The organism is Mesorhizobium sp. WSM3860, assembly GCF_002294995.1.
Classification (GTDB): Bacteria; Pseudomonadota; Alphaproteobacteria; order Rhizobiales; family Rhizobiaceae; genus Mesorhizobium.
On sequence record NZ_NSGF01000005.1, the window covers coordinates 209,450 to 228,327 of the forward strand.

11 protein-coding genes and 2 pseudogenes are annotated in these 18,878 nt (G+C 59.9%); 6 read left to right on the forward strand and 7 right to left on the reverse strand.

From position 1 onward, the window contains the following. Positions 1-200: 200 nt before the first annotated feature. The 7 genes and pseudogenes from xopAD to CK220_RS11590 all read right to left on the reverse strand — a co-directional run bounded on the left by xopAD (position 201) and on the right by CK220_RS11590 (position 10,897). Entirely contained in the window at positions 201-7,013 is a 6,813-nt protein-coding gene (xopAD, locus tag CK220_RS11555; protein ID WP_095811642.1) for a XopAD/skwp family type III secretion system effector, read from the reverse strand. Between the two features lie 57 nt (positions 7,014-7,070). Further along, positions 7,071-7,330: pseudogene (locus CK220_RS32425) on the reverse strand (recombinase family protein); the annotation flags it as partial. Between the two features lie 91 nt (positions 7,331-7,421). After that, positions 7,422-8,140: pseudogene (locus tag CK220_RS11565) on the reverse strand (IS5 family transposase); the annotation flags it as partial. Between the two features lie 293 nt (positions 8,141-8,433). Next, the gene (locus CK220_RS11570) at positions 8,434-8,811 is read right to left on the reverse strand and encodes a hypothetical protein (RefSeq protein WP_141245113.1); all 378 of its coding nucleotides are present in this window, start codon (positions 8,809-8,811) and stop codon (positions 8,434-8,436) included. A 478-nt stretch (positions 8,812-9,289) separates the two neighbouring features. Beyond that, complete coding sequence (locus CK220_RS11575; RefSeq protein ID WP_095811644.1) at positions 9,290-9,493, reverse strand: hypothetical protein; 204 nt, start codon at positions 9,491-9,493, stop codon at positions 9,290-9,292. 429 nt (positions 9,494-9,922) lie between these two features. Continuing rightward, positions 9,923-10,324 (reverse strand): hypothetical protein, encoded by a 402-nt coding sequence (locus CK220_RS11585; RefSeq protein ID WP_141245114.1) that lies wholly within the window; start codon positions 10,322-10,324, stop codon positions 9,923-9,925. A 75-nt stretch (positions 10,325-10,399) separates the two neighbouring features. Further along, on the reverse strand, positions 10,400-10,897 hold the full coding sequence (locus CK220_RS11590) for a hypothetical protein (protein WP_095811647.1): 498 nt from the start codon (positions 10,895-10,897) through the stop codon (positions 10,400-10,402). A 1,484-nt stretch (positions 10,898-12,381) separates the two neighbouring features. Between CK220_RS11590 and CK220_RS11595 the strand changes: the two genes are divergently transcribed. From CK220_RS11595 to CK220_RS11620, 6 genes are all read left to right on the forward strand, one after another. Continuing rightward, positions 12,382-12,585 carry a hypothetical protein gene (locus CK220_RS11595; RefSeq protein ID WP_095811648.1) on the forward strand — a complete coding sequence of 68 codons (204 nt, stop codon included), beginning with the start codon at positions 12,382-12,384 and terminating at the stop codon, positions 12,583-12,585. 871 nt (positions 12,586-13,456) lie between these two features. Then, on the forward strand, positions 13,457-14,113 hold the full coding sequence (locus CK220_RS11600; RefSeq protein ID WP_245429119.1) for a LuxR family transcriptional regulator: 657 nt from the start codon (positions 13,457-13,459) through the stop codon (positions 14,111-14,113). An 85-nt stretch (positions 14,114-14,198) separates the two neighbouring features. Continuing rightward, complete coding sequence (locus CK220_RS11605) at positions 14,199-14,900, forward strand: acyl-homoserine-lactone synthase (protein ID WP_245429122.1); 702 nt, start codon at positions 14,199-14,201, stop codon at positions 14,898-14,900. A gap of 41 nt (positions 14,901-14,941) precedes the next feature. Further along, positions 14,942-15,955: a peptidoglycan-binding protein gene (locus tag CK220_RS11610; protein WP_095811650.1), complete on the forward strand. Its 1,014-nt coding sequence runs from the start codon at positions 14,942-14,944 to the stop codon at positions 15,953-15,955. Next, entirely contained in the window at positions 15,939-16,787 is an 849-nt protein-coding gene (locus CK220_RS11615; protein WP_095811651.1) for a S1 family peptidase, read from the forward strand. The genes CK220_RS11610 and CK220_RS11615 overlap by 17 nt, the downstream gene beginning before the upstream one ends. Positions 16,788-16,799: 12 nt before the next feature. Continuing rightward, positions 16,800-18,845 (forward strand): S8/S53 family peptidase, encoded by a 2,046-nt coding sequence (locus tag CK220_RS11620; protein WP_095811652.1) that lies wholly within the window; start codon positions 16,800-16,802, stop codon positions 18,843-18,845. The last annotated feature ends 33 nt before the right edge of the window (positions 18,846-18,878 follow it).

Genomic DNA, 18,878 nt, shown 5'->3' on the forward strand with positions numbered 1-18,878 from the left:
ATTGCAGCATTTCGTGTCGATCTTCTCCGCCGTCCGAAACCTCTTCGTCCCATCCCAGACCAACCGCCCCGCGGCACAAATTCGAACCCATCGACCCCAGGCAATGGCCGTGGGAAGCCGTGAGTGCACGCCCTGCCTGAAAAGCGCAGGCTCGGCCTCACCTGGCCACATTTAAACAACGTGACAACGCCGCTAAAAGCTTAGCGACCTCGACTTGAGCGTTCTCTGCTTCTCGTGGAAGACGCTAAATCCGCTCGTGCGTTACTGCCGGCTAGCAAAGGCTGCGGGGCGGCGGTGAGGGAGACGAGGGGCGGCGGGCGTTCCGCTTCACTCAATGATGCCGCCGGCGCCTGGATGGTTTCCACGACGCCCTCCTCGCAATTGGGATGATCATCGTGCAAGCACTGCGCTGTTGGGGACATGCTGGTGGCGGTGCCGGAAGCACCGGAGACATGTGAGATCTCGGCAGCTGGCAGTGCGGCTTTTCTGTCGCTGCCCAACGTTTCCCAATCTTCGATCTCCTCACACCCCGGCGGCGAAGCCACGCGACTGAAGGCCTCCTGCGCGGGTGCCTGCAGTTCCCTCTGATCAGCCAGTGGAGCGCCCTTCATCTCCAGCGCATGTTTGCGCTTGTATAGATCATGGAATTGCTCCTTGAGCGCGAAGGTCTGCGGTGTATGGAACTGGATTTCCCAGAGCGCGCCTTTGGGACTGCGCAACGTGACGTTGACTGCCTTGAATGCCTGCCTGTGCTTCGTAAACGTGTTGGTCAACTTGACGCGCACATGCCCCTGATCGTCCAGCGAGGCCAGCACGCCACGCAGGCCGACGGTGAAGTCCTCCGGATTCAGTGCCACGCTGTAGCGCAGCGCGTCGTTTACGCCGGCCGTCGCTTCTTCCAGGGTCTGCTTTTTCAAAGCCATCTGCTGCTTGAGCTTTTCCTTCAGCGAGCCGTGCGACTTCAGTTGATGCTGTGTTCCCACCAGTCGCCCACCATAGGGCTGGGCCGCACGCTTCAGCATGTCGGTGACCACGGGCTCCATATCGCGGGCGCGTGTCAGCAGGGATACGGCGTTAAGCGTGATGTCCTCGGTCCTTATGTCGCGCAGGCGCTCGACCGGTGGCGGTGGCGGACCGATCAGGCCCGCCTGCTGCAGCGCGTGCAGCGCATCCTGCATCACACCGGCGGCCATTGTGGGCATGTGCTGCAGGAGCCCCTTGGTCTGCTCAGCATCAAATCTCCCATCGTGCATGGCCCGGGCTGTCGCCTTGCTGTACGGCACCACGCGCACCCGCTCGGCGAACCCCCGCTCGGATCGTTCGCACGCCTCCACGATCTTGGCGAACAGCGCCGTGCCGGTGTCGGATTTCAGCGCATCGGTGCCTACCTTGATCGCAATGGTGAAAAGGTTGCGCATGGTCAGTTCCGGCTCGCCGGGGATGAGCCCCGGTTGTCCGGCAGGGAATTGCGCATGTGAGAGCCTGCACACAGGGTAGTTGTCGAGGATGGCGTGGATACGTGCCTCAGCAGAAGGCGCAGCAACGTACGCCTTGGCGAGGTTCGGGAAGGCCTCCGCCAGCGCATCGGGCAGCTGCGGCACGTCAGCGGAGGACACCCGCGGGTCAAGGCGAAACAGTTGCGCGTGCAGGAGTTGGGCGGCTTCACGCGCCTCAGGCATGTGGGCGCGTTCAATCGCATCGCCCGCATCGGCGCGTAGTTTCGCCAACACCTGTGGATCGCGGGCGTCACCTTCGAGTACCTCACGCAAGCCGGTGCGCAGATCGCGCTCAATGCCATCGTAGGTGCCGAACATCATGTTGCGCGCCATCGCCTCGCGTAATTGGTCGGGTTGCGCCATGAAGCGCGCCGCCAGGGTGCTGGCAGCGCCCATGATCTGACCGCCACGCCGCAGCGACATGATCTCGGACAGCCGCCCGGCCTTGTAATGACCGGTCTCACGATCAATGGCCGGCGTGGCCGTCTTCGGCGGCTTGAAGGACTGCGGCTGGCCGCGCCTGTCCTCACGATCGGCCATCTCGCGCGCGATCAGCGCCGCCAGCCTGGGGTAGCCCGCGTACACGAACGCGTCGTCGCCGTCGGTATCCATGTTGCGCTTGCGCAGCTCCCGAATCGGCAGTGCGCCCATGCGCCCGGGCTCCACGATGTCCTTTAGCCGCAGGCTGCCGGTGCTGAGCATGTCACGCGGCACGGCGCTGCGGTCGCGCCCGGCCGTCCAGCACGACAGCGTCTTGAGGTCCTCCTTGGAGCAGACCAGGTCCGTGTTCACAAAATCGGCCGGCCAGTTCTTCTCCGGCACGATGATAAGCATGCCTTTGCTGTGCAGCATCTGGGCATCGTCGCCCGATCGGTCGTCGAATCCGGTGTAGCTGTACTGAATGCCGAAGGATTGCGAGAGGAACTCGGCGGTGGCATCCCCCTTCGCCACGGTCGCCACGCGTTCCTCTGGCACCGGTAGCAGATTCTCTTTGTCGTAGGGTGGCTTGCCGATCAGCAAGGGGCCGCCTGCGGCGTCGAAGGCCTGGCTGCGCTCGCGCGGCAGATGCACCTTGTCGTCGGCGGAGGGCACCGCCCGGACTCGCTGGCCCTGGTAGCCGCCACTGGTGGCCAGCTCGAATAGCGTGAGTTGGCTGAGCTCTGGCGGCAGCCCCTCAAGCCGGTGCCGCATCGCCTCATGCGCCTCCTGCAGCGCCGCCTCGTCGCGCGGGAAGTGCTGTAGCGCCTGCGGTGCCAGCCGCGTGGGGCCCTTGTCGTTTGCCAGAAGGTCACGCTGCTCTTCGCTGGCCTGACCAGCCTGCACTGCTTGCCAAGCATCATAGTGCTTGCGGAAGGCGGGGATGCACAAGGCTACCTCTAACTTTAAAAATCCGCAGCCATCGTTGGGGCACAGCGCCAGGGGCCGTCCGTCCACTGCCAAGGGTTTGAACGGGTGTGCAGGACCGCTGACGTCGTCAAAGAATCCCAGACGCAGTGTGCCCTCAATAACGTGATCGCTCGGCACCATCTCCAGCAGTGAACGCTGCATGCGCGACCAGTCTTCGCGCTGCGGGGCAAGCTTGGCGACGAGCGTCATCAAGCTACTGCCCGGCGTGGTGTCGGCGTAGCGAATTGCCGGCAGCAGCGACGGCGCCGCGGATGTGCCGGACAACAGCTGGGCGGGGCGGCTCATGTTGCCGCGCGTGGCGCGGCTGCCGCCGAACAAGTCGAAGCGCCAGGGCTCACCCTGATAGTTGAACGTACGCGCGAGCATGAACGTCGAAATCGCCCCGGGCAGCTGGACCTCCACCAGCGGCAGACCCGTCAGCCGCGCAAACAGCGAGTACTGCTGGTTCGTCTCAGTCGCATTGTTCGATACCTCCTTACCCTGCAAGTCGACCACAAGATGGTTCGTGCTGCCGTTGCCGGGTGCCGGCACACGAGGCTGGCCGGGAACCGAGTGCATGCTCAAGCGCCCAACGTCCAGGTCGAAGCTGGTCGGTGGGTGGGCCTGAGTAATCGTCGGCGCCTCCTTCGCCATGCGCAGATCCAGGGCGTCAAACGTCTGGTCACCGGCCTCGATCTGAGCGATCAGGTTCCAGCTCATCTCGCCGAGGTCCGCCTCGATGGCCTCGCGCGTACGCTCCAGCGTCCGGTCCACCCATGTCGCCAGTTGGTCGCGGCGCTGGCGCAGTTCCTGGTGAGTGCCTTCGACGTGGCGCGGCTTCCATTGCCGGGACACCATGCTGTAGGCCTTGAGTACCTGGAAAAAGGTCAGTGCCGGGCATCGCGTTGCGTGCTGATCAATGTCGGTCGAAGACTGCGAATCACCGTCGGTCAGGTACAAGTCGATCTTGCGCTCGACGATAGGCTGCAACGTGTTGAACACCCGTAACGCGTGGCCCCGATGGCGAGAGTTCAGCTCCGGACTGCGAATCAACGGCAACAGTCCCATGCATAGGTTGCCGATACCCTCGAGGTTGGTCTCACGTAATCTGCCGTCCCCCACAAGCACCGAAACCCGCTCCAGCGCGGGCCGTGCCAGCGGACGCATCTGGCGATGAAGCCGCGCCGCTGCAAGGGCCTTGAAGAGCATCCCAATCTCCGGGACCGAGGCGGACTCAAAACGCTCGCGGTGCAACTCCAGGTGCCCGGCTATCGCCTGCAGCTTGGCGCCACCCAAGGTCTGGAGCTGTTCCTCGTCAGGGTGCAGCAGGCGGGACATCGCGTTGGCCACCATGGCGATCTCACCCATCTCGAACTGCTGCCATGGAAGTTCGGCCAAGCCTGCGCGCTCTGCGAGCAACAGCCCTGCTGTTTGGCACGCCGGCCTTCCGAGACATCTGCTAAGCGCATTGAGCGACACGCCCACCTGTTGCGCATCCATGGCTTGTCGCAGATCGTGGTCCTTAGCCAGCCGGCTGGCCAAGACGTCGATGGCCTTCTCGCAGTTCGCACGTCGGGGCCATTTGCTCAGGGCGTTGAGCCCGGTGGCGACTTCTTGCGCGTTGAGGGTGTTGCGCAATGTGGGCTCGTCGACCAGCCGCCCGGCCAGTGCTTTGGCGGCCTCCGCACAGACGGCCGTGTCGGGCCATTTGCTCAGGGCGTTGAGCGCGCTGGCCACGCCTTGCGGGTCCAGGGCCTTGCGCAACCCGGGCTCGTCGGCCAGCCGCCCGGCCAGTGCTTTGGCTGCCTCCGCACAGACCGCCGTGTCGGGCCATTTGCTCAGGGCGTTGAGCGCGCTGGCCACGCCTAGTGGTTCCAGGGCCTTGCGCAACCCGGGCTCGTCGGCCAGCCCCCCGGCCAGTGCTTTGGCGGCCTCCGCACAGACCGCCGTGTCGGGCCATTTGCTCAGGGCGTTGAGCGCGTTGGCCACGCCTTGCGGGTCCAGGGCCTTTCGCAACCCGGGCTCGTAGGCCAGCCGCCCGGTCAGTGCTTTGGCGGCCTCCGCACAGACCGCCGTGTCGGGCCATTTGCTCAGGGCGTTGAGCGCGGTGGCCACGCCTTGCGGGTCCAGGGCCTTGCGCAACCGGGGCTCGTCGGCCAGCCGCCCGGTCAGTGCTTTGGCGGCCTCCGCACAGACCGCCGTGTCGGGCCATTTGCTCAGGGCGTTGAGCGCGTTGGCCACGCCTAGTGGTTCCAGGGCCTTGCGCAACCCGGGCTCGTCGACCAGCCGCCCGGCCAGTGCTTTGGCGGCCTCCGCACAGACCGCCGTGTCGGGCCATTTGCTCAGGGCGTTGAGCGCGTTGGCCACGCCTTGCGGGTCCAGGGCCTTTCGCAACCCGGGCTCGTCGGCCAGCCGCCCGGTCAGTGCTTTGGCGGCCTCCGCACAGACCGCCGTGTCGGGCCATTTGCTCAGGGCGTTGAGCGCGCTGGCCACGCCTAGTGGTTCCAGGGCCTTGCGCAACCCGGGCTCGTCGGCCAGCCCCCCGGCCAGTGCTTTGGCGGCCTCCGCACAGACCGCCGTGTCGGGCCATTTGCTCAGGGCGTTGAGCGCGTTGGCCACGCCTTGCGGGTCCAGGGCCTTTCGCAACCGGGGCTCGTAGGCCAGCCGCCCGGTCAGTGCTTTGGCGGCCTCCGCACAGACCGCCGTGTCGGGCCATTTGCTCAGGGCGTTGAGCGCGTTGGCCACGCCTAGTGGTTCCAGGGCCTTGCGCAACCCGGGCTCGTCGACCAGCCGCCCGGCCAGTGCTTTGGCGGCCTCCGCACAGACCGCCGTGTCGGGCCATTTGCTCAGGGCGTTAAGCGTGTTCGCGACGCTCTGCGCATCCATCGCATGACGCAGGCGGCTTCCGCTGGCGAGAAGCGCGGCGAGCGAGTGCGCCATGGACTGGCAGTCCGGGTTATCGAACCACTTGCTGAAGGTATTGAGTGCCAGGCCGATGTCCTTCGAGTCCAGAGACTGCCGGGCCTGGTCGTCACGTTGCAGGTAACGTGCCAAACGAGCCACCGCGCGTTTACACCTGCCACTGTTGATGTTCTTGGCGAAGGCGTTCAGGAGTAGGACTGACGGGTAGCCACGCAGCCCCGATAGATCATCGGCCTGCTCGAGCTGTCCGGCGATCCACGCGATTGCATCCATGCACGCTTGCTGGTTCGGGTGCTTGCTCAGCTTGTTGCCCACATGAGCCAGCTGCTTCAGCGATACACCTTCGAACCACCCGGTCTCGCAGAGATACTGCGCCGCGAGCGCGGTGCAACGATCGAGATCGCGGTGCGTTATGCCTGCCCCCGTGGCCCGCCTCGCATTGACAATCATCTGAAGGTACTTGTCGAGCCGCTCTGCGTTGGTTTGCGCGTTGACGCTCCCTTCCAGGAAGGGCAATGCCAGCCCGCCAGCGATGCGATGCGCCAGCTCGTTGTCCTTTGCCATGGACACGCACAGGCCGGCGTTATGGTTCTGAGCTATTCGGCTCAATTGTCGCTGATACCGCTCTCGCTCTGCCTGCAGCCTTTTTTTTGCCGCCGGGCCGAGCTGATGTTCGGCCAGGCGGAGATCCGCCGCCGTCAACTCCAAGCGATGCATCGGTCGCTTTCGCTGCCTGTACGGCTCTTCCCGCAGTCGTTTTCCTGCGGTCCGGTCGGACTGTTGTTCCGTCAGGCGAAGATCTGCCGTCGCCTCCAGACCATACGTTGGTCGTTGTGGCCCACGATGCGACGACGATACGCTACCGTCAGCGGGCATTCTGTCCGGGCGCCGCTCGGGCGCGGTACCGCGTCGTTCGGTGGGATCATCGCGCCGGTGCGAGTGGGTGACCGCGTGTTGCCGAACGAGACTGTCCGATGCGCCTTCGCTGGCTACGGTTCGCGCATTCACAGACAAGGGTTGGCCGCGTCGTGTCGACGTCCCAGGTTCATCCGGCTCTATCCGCCGCCGTTTGGCCGGCGGCCGTCCAAGTGATTGATGGTTGCCCCTGGTGCTGGCTGCTGCCTGATCCTCTGTTGGCCTGGGCTGTTCCTCTTGAGAGTGAGGCCAGTTTGTAAGCAACGAGTTTGGATTGTCGTTAGAGGTTTTCATGCCTGAACTTTAGTCAATCCGCCTGCCAGCGGCCTGCTCGATACGAAGCCTTGAATCGCCCAGCTTTTGGCCCGTGCGCACCAAATTCACGATCTCCTGCTCTTGGGGCGCCTTGAGCTTGGGGCGGCGCCCGCCAATGCGGCCATCCTTTCGTGCGGCGTCCAGACCATATTTTGTGCGTTCACGCAACTTGGCGCGCTCGAATTCGGCGAACGCTCCTACACCTGCATCATCATGCGCCCTTCCGGCGACGTGGTGTCGATCGCTTCCGTCAAACTCTGAAAGCCTGCACCGACGTACTACTGGATCTTCTCCATCAACGTGGCGTTGGTGCATGGGTCCGGACTTGAGCGGATGTCGATCTTTGAAGCGGCAGACTATGCCGTGGCTGCCTTGCGGCGGGCGGATTTCGGGGCGTGCGCAGGCAAGCATGCGGTTGAGGACGGCGCAGCCGATGGCGACTTCGGTCTTCTGAACGGGAAGCGACCGTGCCCGCAAACGCCGCCCGATGGTGGACTTGTATCGCCCTATGGCGGTCTCGACCAGCGAGCGTTTGCCATAACCGTTGGAGACCTGCCATTTCATCCGGCCGTCTCTGCCGATTGCGGCGATATGCTGGTCCCTTTGGCCGGAAGGTCTATCGTCGAATGGTTCGACCGCGTTGACGCGAGGCGGAATGACGATTGCGGCGGCAGCGCTATCATCGATGACTGCGTCGTAAGTCGGTTTTCCGTCATAGGCGTCGTCAGCAGTAAACTGTCCGATCGGACCGCCAATCTGGTCGAGTAGTGGCTCAACTTGAGAGACATCGCCTGATAAGTCAGGGTATGGGCAATGATCTCGCCGCTGTCGGCATCCAGTGCCAGATGCAGCTTGCGCCAACTGCGACGGGATCTGGCGCCTTGCTTCTCCTCCAGCCACTGACCCGCGCCGTAGACCTGCAGGCCGGTGCTGCCGACAAGAACATGCACTGGTCCCTCCGGCGGAACCTGGCGATCATGCCGTTTGTTGGGCGATTGCCATGTCCGCGCCCGACGGCTCAGGGTGGTATGATCGGGGACAGCGAGCGCCAGCCCCATCAGTTGCAGCACCGATTCCAGCAAGCCTTCTGCCTGGCGCAGCCGCAGGCATGGCCGCTCGATCCGCTCGCCAAGTCTGGGTCAAACGCATACGGCTCGCTGCAATCGTTCTAGCGCTGGTCGCCGCGGTTCTTGTGGTCGCAGTCTTCAGTGTGTTGCCGCACTGAATTGAGCATATTCCGCGAAGGCCTGGACGAAGGTTCATGGGCAAGGCGTCGAGCTTCTAACAGCGAATCTGGATCACCGAGGTTCCGTGCGGACCTCCTTTTCGATCGGATACCTTTTGGACATCTCGTGCGGCCTTGGCAGCATCGTCAATGCCACACCAGAATTTCATCAGATTACTTGTTGTGTCGGCCGTGGTCAGGAAGAAAAATCCCTATTAAACTGATCGGCGGAATATTCAGCTTTATTGAACCTTTACATTTATCCGGGTAATCAAAGGCGCCGTCGTCGTCGGCCGGGATCTGGGTATCACGGTCAGCCGGGATGCCGTGCGGAAACGACAGGAGCGGCGCAGCCCATGTCCAGAAGGAATGCAGCACCGAAAAGCTCAAGCCAGCGAGAGCGGCCGACGCCGCAAAGATCGCGAACCGGATCGTCTGGGCCATTTTTTCGTCGCTTGCGCCTCTGGGCGACTTGGCCAGGGTGCTGCGTTTCCCCAAAGCCTCAACGTCTCGTGCTGGTTCGATGGCAGTGAGCTCGTCGCGATCGAGCACTGGGGCTATCGCCGGCCGCAGTGGTGCATGAAGCAGAGGCCAGCCGACTGGCAACCGCTGCCCGACGTCTATCGGCTCGAGCGGGAGCGCGCAGCAGGAAGCGCTCGACCGGGTGCGCATCGCCGCGCAGGCGCGAATGGTTGCCCAAATTCAGGCCGCCGGCAGGAGCGCGCCGGACGCTTCAGCGGTGTAGGACAGCGGCGAGAGGAACTCACGCCAATGTGAGTTGCCGCTGCAGCGAGGAACCCCGTTTCTGTCTCATGCGCTCGTCGACGTTTTTCATGTTGGTGCTCGCAACCCTGTCAGTGGCCGTCAAGCCTCCCATGGCTGGAGCGGCAGGATTGGCGTTCATACAGCCGGCTGGTACCTTATGGCAGACACCATCGGTGCTTAGGGCCGTGTCGCGATCACCCATAGGGGCCATGGCGCTGGCCAGGGAAGCCCACCAGAGGCGATCGAGCCGAGGGCGGCGTAGGATTCAGGTGAGCCTTCTCGGCCTATCCTTGCCTTCGCCTTCGGCCAGGAAGGCGGCCAGCGCGCCAACCAATGCTTCGGCGCTGTCCCTCTCGAGGTGAAGCTCGATCTCTTCGTCATCTTCCGTGATCAGCAGCAACTTGCCTATCAGCGGGTCGCGCGAGATGACCACTATATCATCATCCTGAAAGTCGGCTCCCTTGGGCATAGACGATCCTTGCTCTTTGATTGCGCCAGCATGCAGTGGGCCACAGGGAAGCGCCAGAGCGCACCGGACGTGGAGGCGGTGTAAACGCGCCTCTCCTAGTCGTAGATGATCTGGCTACGCTGTCCGTCCAACGTATAGAAACTTGATATGGCGCCGATCTCGGTCGAACTCACAGGAGCCGATCGGTCGACCTGGAGAACGCAATTTGTTGCGGGTCTCAACTCGATCGTCACGGTCGGCGGATCTCCCTGCTGTGTCGCCTTGATGAGGCTGTATTTCAGCCCTCCATGAAGGGGGAGCACGAACACGCGCAGGAAGCTTGTGCAACGTGCGATGGGGGTCTTGGCCGGCCCTGAGTGAGCCGGGGACAGCATCAGCGCATAAGCACATAGCGCACCCATCAGGAGGCACGCCGCGCAGCCAAGGAAGCTACCAGATCGCGCTGGCGAGCATCGCAAGGCCGATTGCGGCGATGTAGAGCGGGACGGCCATGGGCTGATTAATTATGCACTCCATGCGAACCCAGTGTTTCCCCAAGTAAGCTGTTATCTCCTCGGTCTCATCGGGAGAGCCCATTACCGGGAGGGCAGCCATGTCGACGGTTTTCGCCGAAGGCATAGATCCCACCAGCGCCAGCAGTTGCTGATTGCACTGGAACGCTATCATTCTGGCGATCACGTCGGGGCGGCCGCAATTAGTTGGCAGTATCTTGTTCATGGCGGCGGCAAGACAGGCTTCATAAGCCTCTTTCGGCGTTTCGGAGTGCGCCCCGCGGGCTACAGTCACCGCGGCGATGACCGAAGGCGCCATGCGCAGAAGACGAGCGCTCATTTTCCCCACCATCGAGTGCCGACACCAATGTTCATCAGGGATTGTAGCGATTCATGGACAAAGGTGTCCCTCGCCCTAGGGAAGCCCGCCGGAGGGCGATCGAGGCGAGGGCGGCATAAGGGCAGTGGCGGCAAAGATCGCCGTCAGTCGGACCAAGCGACCTTGTTTCCCATTAGGTGTCGCGTGTGACTCGCGAACTGAAGCGTTGCCTTCACACGCTCCATTTCGACTTTCGGGGCGATCGCTCGGTGGAGGGAACGCACAACTGTGAGACTTTCGTCCGTGAAGGGCAGCACCAAATCGATAACCCGCGGGGTAGCGAAAATCGTGCAGCTTGTTCATCGCCTCCATCCGCACCACCAGTTCGCAAAGCAAATTGACCTCGGGCAGCCCCTTGGTCTTGCACCGCTTGAGAATCCTTTTGGGCCGGTGTCCCAGATCGAAGATGTCGGCCTTTGACGTCCCGCTGGCTGCAAGGAACGACTTCAGGGCCAACTCCAAGGAGTAAGCCAAGAGGAAGTGGCTCGCGAAATGGCGCACGGGCTGCGCAGGCTCCACCAGCACTTCGAACATCCAGGTACTCGACGCTGCGAATGAGGAGATCGCCAGCGAACAAGCCAAGGGGCTGAGGGATTTCAACGTCTGGCCGTCTCACTGCCGTTTATCTAAATCCGCGAAATATGCTTCGATGATCTCACCGCCTGCTTTGTCAATCTGTTCCGACGTCAGGTTGCGATACACCCTTGATATCATCTTTGTGATCGCCGCCATCTCCTCCCCGATCTCATCAAGCGGCGGCTCCGCTTTGCGCAGCCGGAATTCAGCCTGCAGATCGCAGATGGCCGGTAGTCTATCGACTCGTCACGGCTGGCGGCAGCGGCCATAGATTTGAACACGTCGATATAACGTGCCTTCAGTGCCTCGGCCGGCAGACTCTCATGCTTTCGCCCGGCTTCCACGTACGTCTTCACGTCTTCCATCTCACTCTTTGCGAGCGAGTGTTGAACGATGTTGTAGACCGTGACGTGCGCAAATGGCGGCCGGCCGTTTCGGTTCTCCATCCGTCAATCCGCAGAATGCCTTCGATGGCTTCTTCGCGAGCGTAACGCTGCATGGACTCTCCCGAGATCGAAATTCTTGAAATTGCCATCCCTGCGACCAAAGAACTCGTCATACGAACCATCGACGAGATCGGCCGGAAAGCGATTTCAATTGACGATGTGGAGGATGGCGTCTTCGAGGCTATGCTTGACATGACTGGCACTAAGCGTCGCCGACGCGTAGCCTAGGGCGAATTCCGTTTGCCTTCGCTGCTCTCGCAACTGTCCCAACAACGGTCCGATTGCGACTGCTGCGGCAATTGCTGCCATCCATCGACTCGCAGCGCCGAACCACTCTCTGGCGCAAATGGCGGCACCCTCGTCCTTACCGCAGACGGTCGAATAAGCTGGCCACAAACGTGAGGCGCAAACGTCGCGACTGCGATGATGAGAAACACCATCGGTGCACGCCACCCAAGGTCGTCATCCCCTCGCTTCATGCGAAAATGCATAGCATGACCACCTTCGGCAAAACAAAGGGTGCTGATGGCCAGGCGTTTCGCTCCCCTGGCCCAGTTTATTAGGCGAAACGTTCTCAGTTTACAGGCGAGTGAAACTGCCCCATCAGCCGCGCGGCGGCTTGCCGTCCTGCCATGTCCTGCGCAATCGTCAGCATGGCCTCCAACGGGATGATGAACTTGGCCACGCAAGTCTTTCCTGCACCCCGCCATAGCCGATCTGATGTACGACGACACCCGGGACAAGTTCGGCGCGACTTCCTCCGTGCGACCGACGCCTTGCACGAATGTGTCGAGGATGACGACGGGCTCAAGCAGATGCGCCCGAGAATGAGATCAGACATACTTTCCTCCTTTGATGAGATCGACGCCCGCGGCCTTCATTACCGCAAGCGCGCGTGTCGCCGGCGAGGGCATCGTCTCCCATCGAGGCCACTTTCACGCGGTGGGAAATGAACCAGCTTGCCGTGGTGTTACAGGGGACCCAACGAGCGCGCTCATGAACGTCGACGTTGTCGCCGTACAGGTCGCGCTGGAGCATGAGCGTTTCGAAATGCAACCATTCGGAATAGGCCATAGGTCGGTGCGGCTGATGTCCGCTGTTTCCGGGGGCTCTGGTGCTGCGTTGGCGGCAGCGGCAGCGACCACAGGCGCGGAAGAGACGGTGCGGATAAGTACGGCCCGGCGAGAAAACGGCCTTTGAACCAAGCGGCCGGCGTATCGGAAAAGTTGGGCATTTGCCCCTCCATAGGGGTTCACATTTGATTGGAAACCGCATTGGGAAAGGGACAAGAACAGCTAGATGTTCTTCAGAGATTTCAACGCGTTATGACTTAAATCGGGCGGAGGGGAGGGATCCCGGATTTTCATTTGTAGACCCGCCTTTCGTTGCAATATCAGATGGTTAGTTGAGGGCAGGCATTCTCGTCAAGCTTCAATTGTAGCGTCAAGCTGAGTCTACCCGTCGTCCAATCGACTCTTTGTTGAACCGAGAACCCAACATCTGCCTTGCGGCAAAATCCTTGCCCGTAGAACTCCGCAAGCCTGTTGGTGGTTGCGCGGCGAGGATGTCTGAACGCTGGAATGCGCGCGCACTGGCGTGCATGAAGAAACCGCCTATCACCCTCCCATGCCCGAGGAATATGCGCTGCAGCCGCAAACAGGAGGCCGAGGCGGCTCATCAGCGGTTCAGGGCACAGAAGGCGGCTGAGCGCAGGGCCAGAGAGGCCCAGCAGCGCGCGTGCGACGAGCGCTGTCGAGGCTCTTAGGCAGTGACGCGAGTTTCGCTTGGCTTGCTGATTGTGCGGGGTAGGTCAGACTGGGTGGATGACACATCGCTCAGCAGCGGGAGCGTATAGCGGAGCTACAATGCCTCGAATTGCCCGTGAGGGTTTGACGCCAGAATGTTGCTCGTTTCCGCAATGTAGATATCGAGATCACCAACTCTTGGATATTCAAAGTCCCTAAAATTCGTTATAAACGGATCGTGCGGGAGAAGGCGCTCTGGCATGATCGATTCAGATGTATTCGACTTCGTCGAGCGCTGCCGCAAACATGCGACAGCAGGGTCGCTTTTGACCGATCTGCTCGCGACTGTAAAAAATCTTGGATTTGAGCATCTCATCTTGAGCGGCGTGCCTTTGGGTGGGCAGAAGCTGGCCCCAATGGTGGAATTGAATGGGTGGCCAAGGGGCTGGTTCGAGCGTTATGTCGAAGCCGAGCACGCAGCAGTGGATGGCGTCTGCATATATTCGGCCAAGACACTGAAGCCGTTCCTTTGGTCTGACGTCCCGGCCAAGTGGTCCGATACGGAAGCGTCGCGACGCGTCGCGGGCGAAGCAACGGAGTTCGGCATTTGGAGCGGCTTCGCCGTGCCGATGCTGAGCGTCCATCACTGGCAGTCTGTGCTGTCATTTGCGTCATCGACGAAGGTCTGCAAGCTGTCTGCGCGCCAGCAGGTGCAGCTGGTCACCATGGCGATCTACGCCGGCATGACGATCCAGGCGCTGTCGCATGACGACGAAGACAAAGAGAGCCCGCTGACCGATCGCGAAAGGGAAGTGCTCCTGTGGGCCGCGGCCGGCAAAACATCTTCGGAAACCTCGCAGATCCTCGGCCTGACCGAGCGTACCGTCAAATGGCATGCCACGCGGGCCCGCGAGGCTTTCGGCGTTGCCACCACCACGCAAGCTGTCGTCGAGGCGGTGCGCAGGCGCCTGATCCATCCATAGCTGCGTCAACTGTCCGATCGGACAGGTGACGTACATTAGAGAGACTGCAACTATTCCCCCAAAAGAACGATCGGGGGATCGCGCTATGATCACGGCCCATGTTGTCAATGCGCAGAACAAGCATCTCTACGAAAACGAATTCGACGAGTTCCTGCGCCGCCGACACGACTTTTTCGTGCATCAGAAACACTGGCGCCCCCCAAGCCCGGACGGTCGGGAAGTAGACCAGTTCGATACTGATGTGGCCACCTATCTGCTCGGTATCGAAGAGGGTCGCGTCGTGACATCGGCCCGATTGATCCCAACGACTGAGCCGCACATGGTCTCGGAGGTCTTTCCTCACATGTGCGAGAAATCAGGTGTGCCCAGACTTCCCGACTGGGCCGAATGGACGCGCACCTTCGTCGTGCCCGACAAGCGCTCGACCGGGCTGCGAGGCACGCTGACGCAACTCTGCTGCGCGGTGATGGAATATGCGCTCGACGAGGGCCTGACCGCGGTCGGCGGCGTCCAGGAAACCTACTTCATGCCCCACCACGGTGCGCTGAAATGGCACGCCGAGCCGCTGGGGATGGCCAGAGAAGAAAATGGCGAGTGGTACATCGTCGCCTACATCGAAGTGAATGAGGCGGCGCTGGCGAGTGTTCGGAAGATACTAAGGATCGAGCATTCGCTGCTGGCGAGGAGGGGGGCGCAGGTGCCATTCGTCCATGGCGACCGATCTTCGATCTATATCGATCTTAGCGGCAGACATGAAATCCATGCGATCCATCAGGGCGAGCCGTGAAACCTCCTGGAAGAAAGGTCCTTGAGGTCAAGGAGACAAAGATGCTCTCGCGTTTGAAGGTTGTGTCCTATGCCTGCGCATTCGTTTTGTTGTTCAGTCACCTGACTATGGCTGCCAAAGTGACAGATGCGCTAACTCTAGACAATTTGCAGAAGTTTTCGCCACACGCACGCGCTGACCTGATCGCCGGCCTTATTCAGTACCGATCCTATCTTGAAAAAAAGAATATCAATAACCCGCAAAGATTTTATCACTTTATAGCGGAAGTCGCCGCCGAAACGGGAGGGTTGCTTCGCCTGGATGAGAACATGAACTACTCGGAACAGGGCCTCTTGAAAATATTCCCGAAGAGCGTAAGCCCCGACCAAGCGAGGCGCCTAGCGCACCGGCCGGTTGCAATCGCCAACCATGTCTATGGCAAGAAGCTCGGGAACCTAGGGCGAAGTACCAATGACGGATGGGATTACAGGGGCTCCGGGTACATCCAATTGACAGGGCGCGCAAATTTCCGGGACAGGGGAAAGGACGCTGGGCTGAAGTTGGAGGGCCTGCCTGCCCCGGGCACTGAAGACGGGAATCCGGAACTCGCAAGATCGCCTAATGAAGGCCTTTTGGTCGCCACCGAGTACTGGAATTCGCACGATATTAACTCGGTCGCTGACCATGGGTCGGTTCGCGATGTCCGGTTGAAGATTAACCCGGCACTCGTTGGGCTGGATAATGCTAAGATTTGGTACATCAGAGCGAAGAAAGCATTCGGTCCGGACCTCGAAGGTCCCGCCCAGGTGGCGGCCGCGACACAGCTCAACGACGAAGAGAGGTTGGCTGCTATGAGTGCCTTGGAGGCACTCGATCTCACTGACGAGCAGGACGTACTGGCCGTTCAGACCGCCGCTGAACCGGGGGCACAACCAAAACAAGAGGCTGACGCCGCTGCGGCTTATGCGGGCGCTCTAAGGGAGTTCCAGCGAGATCGCGGTCTACCCGAAACCGGTACGCTGGATGATGATACCTTGTATGAATTGACGGATCCGAAAAATGTACCACGCGAGTAACTGTGCTCCGCACGGCTTTGAACGGAAATTTCATGTGTGGCTGAGCCGCTCGGCGGCTGCGATAGCCCTTCTCCTCTTTGGCGCGCAGCAAACGGCAGCGCAGCAAGATTCCTTCGTATTTGCCACCCCGGACCAAGCGACGGATGGCAGTATAGAGGTCATTGGCGCGAAGTCTGCGAAACCGGAGATTTGGCCTGCCACACTGATCTTTAAGAGTGCGATCGGCGGCTGCACGGCAACGGTAGTCGGACCTCAGGCGGTTTTGACGGCGGCACACTGCATTGAGGACGGAGCATCCGGCCAGATTAAAATACACAGCCAACCAATCAAGGCGCAATGCAAAAGGCATCCTGGTTATAAGAACACAAATACCACTCACGATTTTGCTCTTTGTAATACCGACGCTCCGATATCTGGTGTTGCATTTGAAGCAGTTAATACGTCAATTGCTTTTCCAAAGGTGGCTATGCCCATAACCATCTTAGGCTATGGTTGCACGACTCCTGGAGGTTTTGACCGGAATTTTGGAATGCTATTCTCTGGCACGGCCACAGTCACTCGACTCCCGAGAAACGATGATCTTTACACAATAACTCATGGAGGTGCCGCTGTGTGCTTTGGTGACAGTGGCGGTGCCGCATACGTTTATGATGACGCGATCCAGCGCCATCGTCTGATAGTGGGTGTGAATTCAAAGGGCGACATTAGTGAGGTATCTTATATATCGTCTACAGATACCGAGGCGTTTGTGTCCTGGGCCATTGATTGGAGCAAACAGACCAAAGCGTTTATTTGCGGTATCCACACGGAAGCAACTGGTTGCCGACCTTAGAGAGGCGTTCTCATGGGTAGCATTTGGCTAGGATGTTTAGGAGCGGTCTGTATATGCGCCTTGCCGCCCAAGGCCGGGGCTTCAGAGCTACTGAACGGGTTGTCAGTTCAACTCCCTGCGCGGGTCGTTCTCGGCAAATCACCGTCGGATATGTCGCCATCGCTAGAAAAAACACTGGCTGAAAGCGCTGGTCCGATTACAATAACCGTCCCGGTTGGAAGAACAATAACCGAAACAGTGAAAGAGGAGTGCTCCTCTGTTACGGGGGTGTATCTCGGTATCCTCCGTGAGAAAATCGGGCAGCTAAATCCACGGCTATCTATAGATGAAGACAACGCAGAAGCTGCGTTGGAAAAAAGAGCAACGTCCGCACAGGTCGTGTATGTGCCATTTTGTGTCGGCAAAACTGCGGAAAGTCACACGGTAGCGCCCGGGGAGACGTTGTGGACATACTTTGATAGGCAAAAACTGGAAACTCCTGACTTATCATGGGACGACTACGTGCATGCTGTTGCACGCCTAAACAACACGACTCCCGACAGCCTATCGGCTCTTCCGATTGGCAAGCCAGTGATACTCCCTAAGTTCACAGTCGACATTCCAGTGCGCAGCAAGGCAGTAAAAGATGCAGTGCGAACGATACAAAAGGATATCGAATCCGGAGGAATTAAGTCCTTTCGCCCAACCAACTGGGGTGTTTTGGACTCGGGCGAGGAAGAGAAAAATGAGGGCAGGTGCGGTGCCGACCGCATGAGCGGAATACCGAAGACCCAGAGTGCATTTCAAGAAATTGCTGATGCGTTGATCCGAAATGAGTATTTAGACAAACAACAAGATTGGAGCAGGGAACTGCAGCCGGTACGGGTGGCAATCCTTGATAGCGGCGTGGAAGGCAATGCAAATCCGCTGTTGGCGATAATGTTGCGGCCGCTGGCCACGTGGCTTCCCCATGATCAGACCGAGGCGTTACCAGACCACGACCAAAAGGCGCATGGAACGGAGGTGCTCTCGATTTCTGCGGGTGGCAACCTGCTGGGACGTGTAAGCGGTTTGATGAAGTTCGTTGAAATTGCACCATTTCGCGTGATCGATGTGCAATTGACAAGTGACGACCAGGGGCAAGCTCACAAACAATTCGTGGCGAAAGAAGAACTCGTGCTTCGGGGTCTGCACCTGGCGCAAGCAAATGAAAGCGTCAAAATTGTTAATATGAGCCTCCGGTTTCCTGGTGAGATAGAAGGATTTTCAGAGTTTGTGGGACCTGACGAGCATTTTCTAATCGTTGTTTCGGCCGGAAATGGCGGCGATGAACTTGGAACGAACTACACCGCCTATCCGGCGATGTTCGGAGGAAACGATAGCGACAATATCATAACTGTCGGGGCAGTAGACGGAGGTAACGAGTGGCTGCGTGACTCCAACCGGAGTAGTGCGCACGTCGACATCGCCGCGTGGGGGTGCGGAGTTCCCGTTCTTCGGTATGACGCTGAAGACGATGTGTTCAAAGTCAGCCTGGAGACTGGGACATCGTTCGCCGCACCGCAGGTGGTTTTCGTAGCAGCTCTACTGATGCGGGAGCATCGCGAAGACTGGACAGCGATCAAGCCCGTTCAGGTGAAGCGGCGCCTCATTTATTCATCCGACTTGCACCCAGAGCTGTGGAAAAATGTTAAAGATGGAAGGGTATTAAATCCGAGGAAGGCACTATCCCTATATACAGATGTTGTTGAATTGACAAGCGGACGATTGATGTTCGGGAATCTGCACTTAGACGAGACGGACACAGGCACTGTAAAACTGTGCCCAGACGTTGCAATACCGTTCACAGAGATACGAAAAATTGCCTATCTTGGGAATGAACGCTTTGACGGCCCATTAAAGCCGTACTTTATCTATCGCGAGCAGGGGAACTTCGTTGAGCCGGAACGCAGAACTGTTCAAGAGTTGTGGTGTGATAGTCTATTTCCTACTATTGATATTACTGACGCTATGACTGGCAAGAAGGAGGTTATAGATGTGAAGCAAGTCAAGGACATCGTCATGGCATTTAGACCGTGAGGTCGGTAGCAGGATCGTAATCCATAATCGATG

Bases quoted from the DNA above. Each gene is read 5' to 3' on its own strand.
- CK220_RS11610 (WP_095811650.1), top strand. From the start codon at position 14,942: ATGCTCTCGCGTTTGAAGGTTGTGTCCTATGCCTGCGCATTCGTTTTG.
- CK220_RS11585 (WP_141245114.1), bottom strand. From the start codon at position 10,324: ATGAGCGCTCGTCTTCTGCGCATGGCGCCTTCGGTCATCGCCGCGGTG.
- CK220_RS11620 (WP_095811652.1), top strand. From the start codon at position 16,800: ATGGGTAGCATTTGGCTAGGATGTTTAGGAGCGGTCTGTATATGCGCC.
- xopAD (WP_095811642.1), bottom strand. From the start codon at position 7,013: ATGAAAACCTCTAACGACAATCCAAACTCGTTGCTTACAAACTGGCCT.
- CK220_RS11615 (WP_095811651.1), top strand. From the start codon at position 15,939: ATGTACCACGCGAGTAACTGTGCTCCGCACGGCTTTGAACGGAAATTT.
- CK220_RS11575 (WP_095811644.1), bottom strand. From the start codon at position 9,493: ATGCCCAAGGGAGCCGACTTTCAGGATGATGATATAGTGGTCATCTCG.
- CK220_RS11595 (WP_095811648.1), top strand. From the start codon at position 12,382: ATGAACGTCGACGTTGTCGCCGTACAGGTCGCGCTGGAGCATGAGCGT.
- CK220_RS11590 (WP_095811647.1), bottom strand. From the start codon at position 10,897: ATGTTCGAAGTGCTGGTGGAGCCTGCGCAGCCCGTGCGCCATTTCGCG.
- CK220_RS11605 (WP_245429122.1), top strand. From the start codon at position 14,199: ATGATCACGGCCCATGTTGTCAATGCGCAGAACAAGCATCTCTACGAA.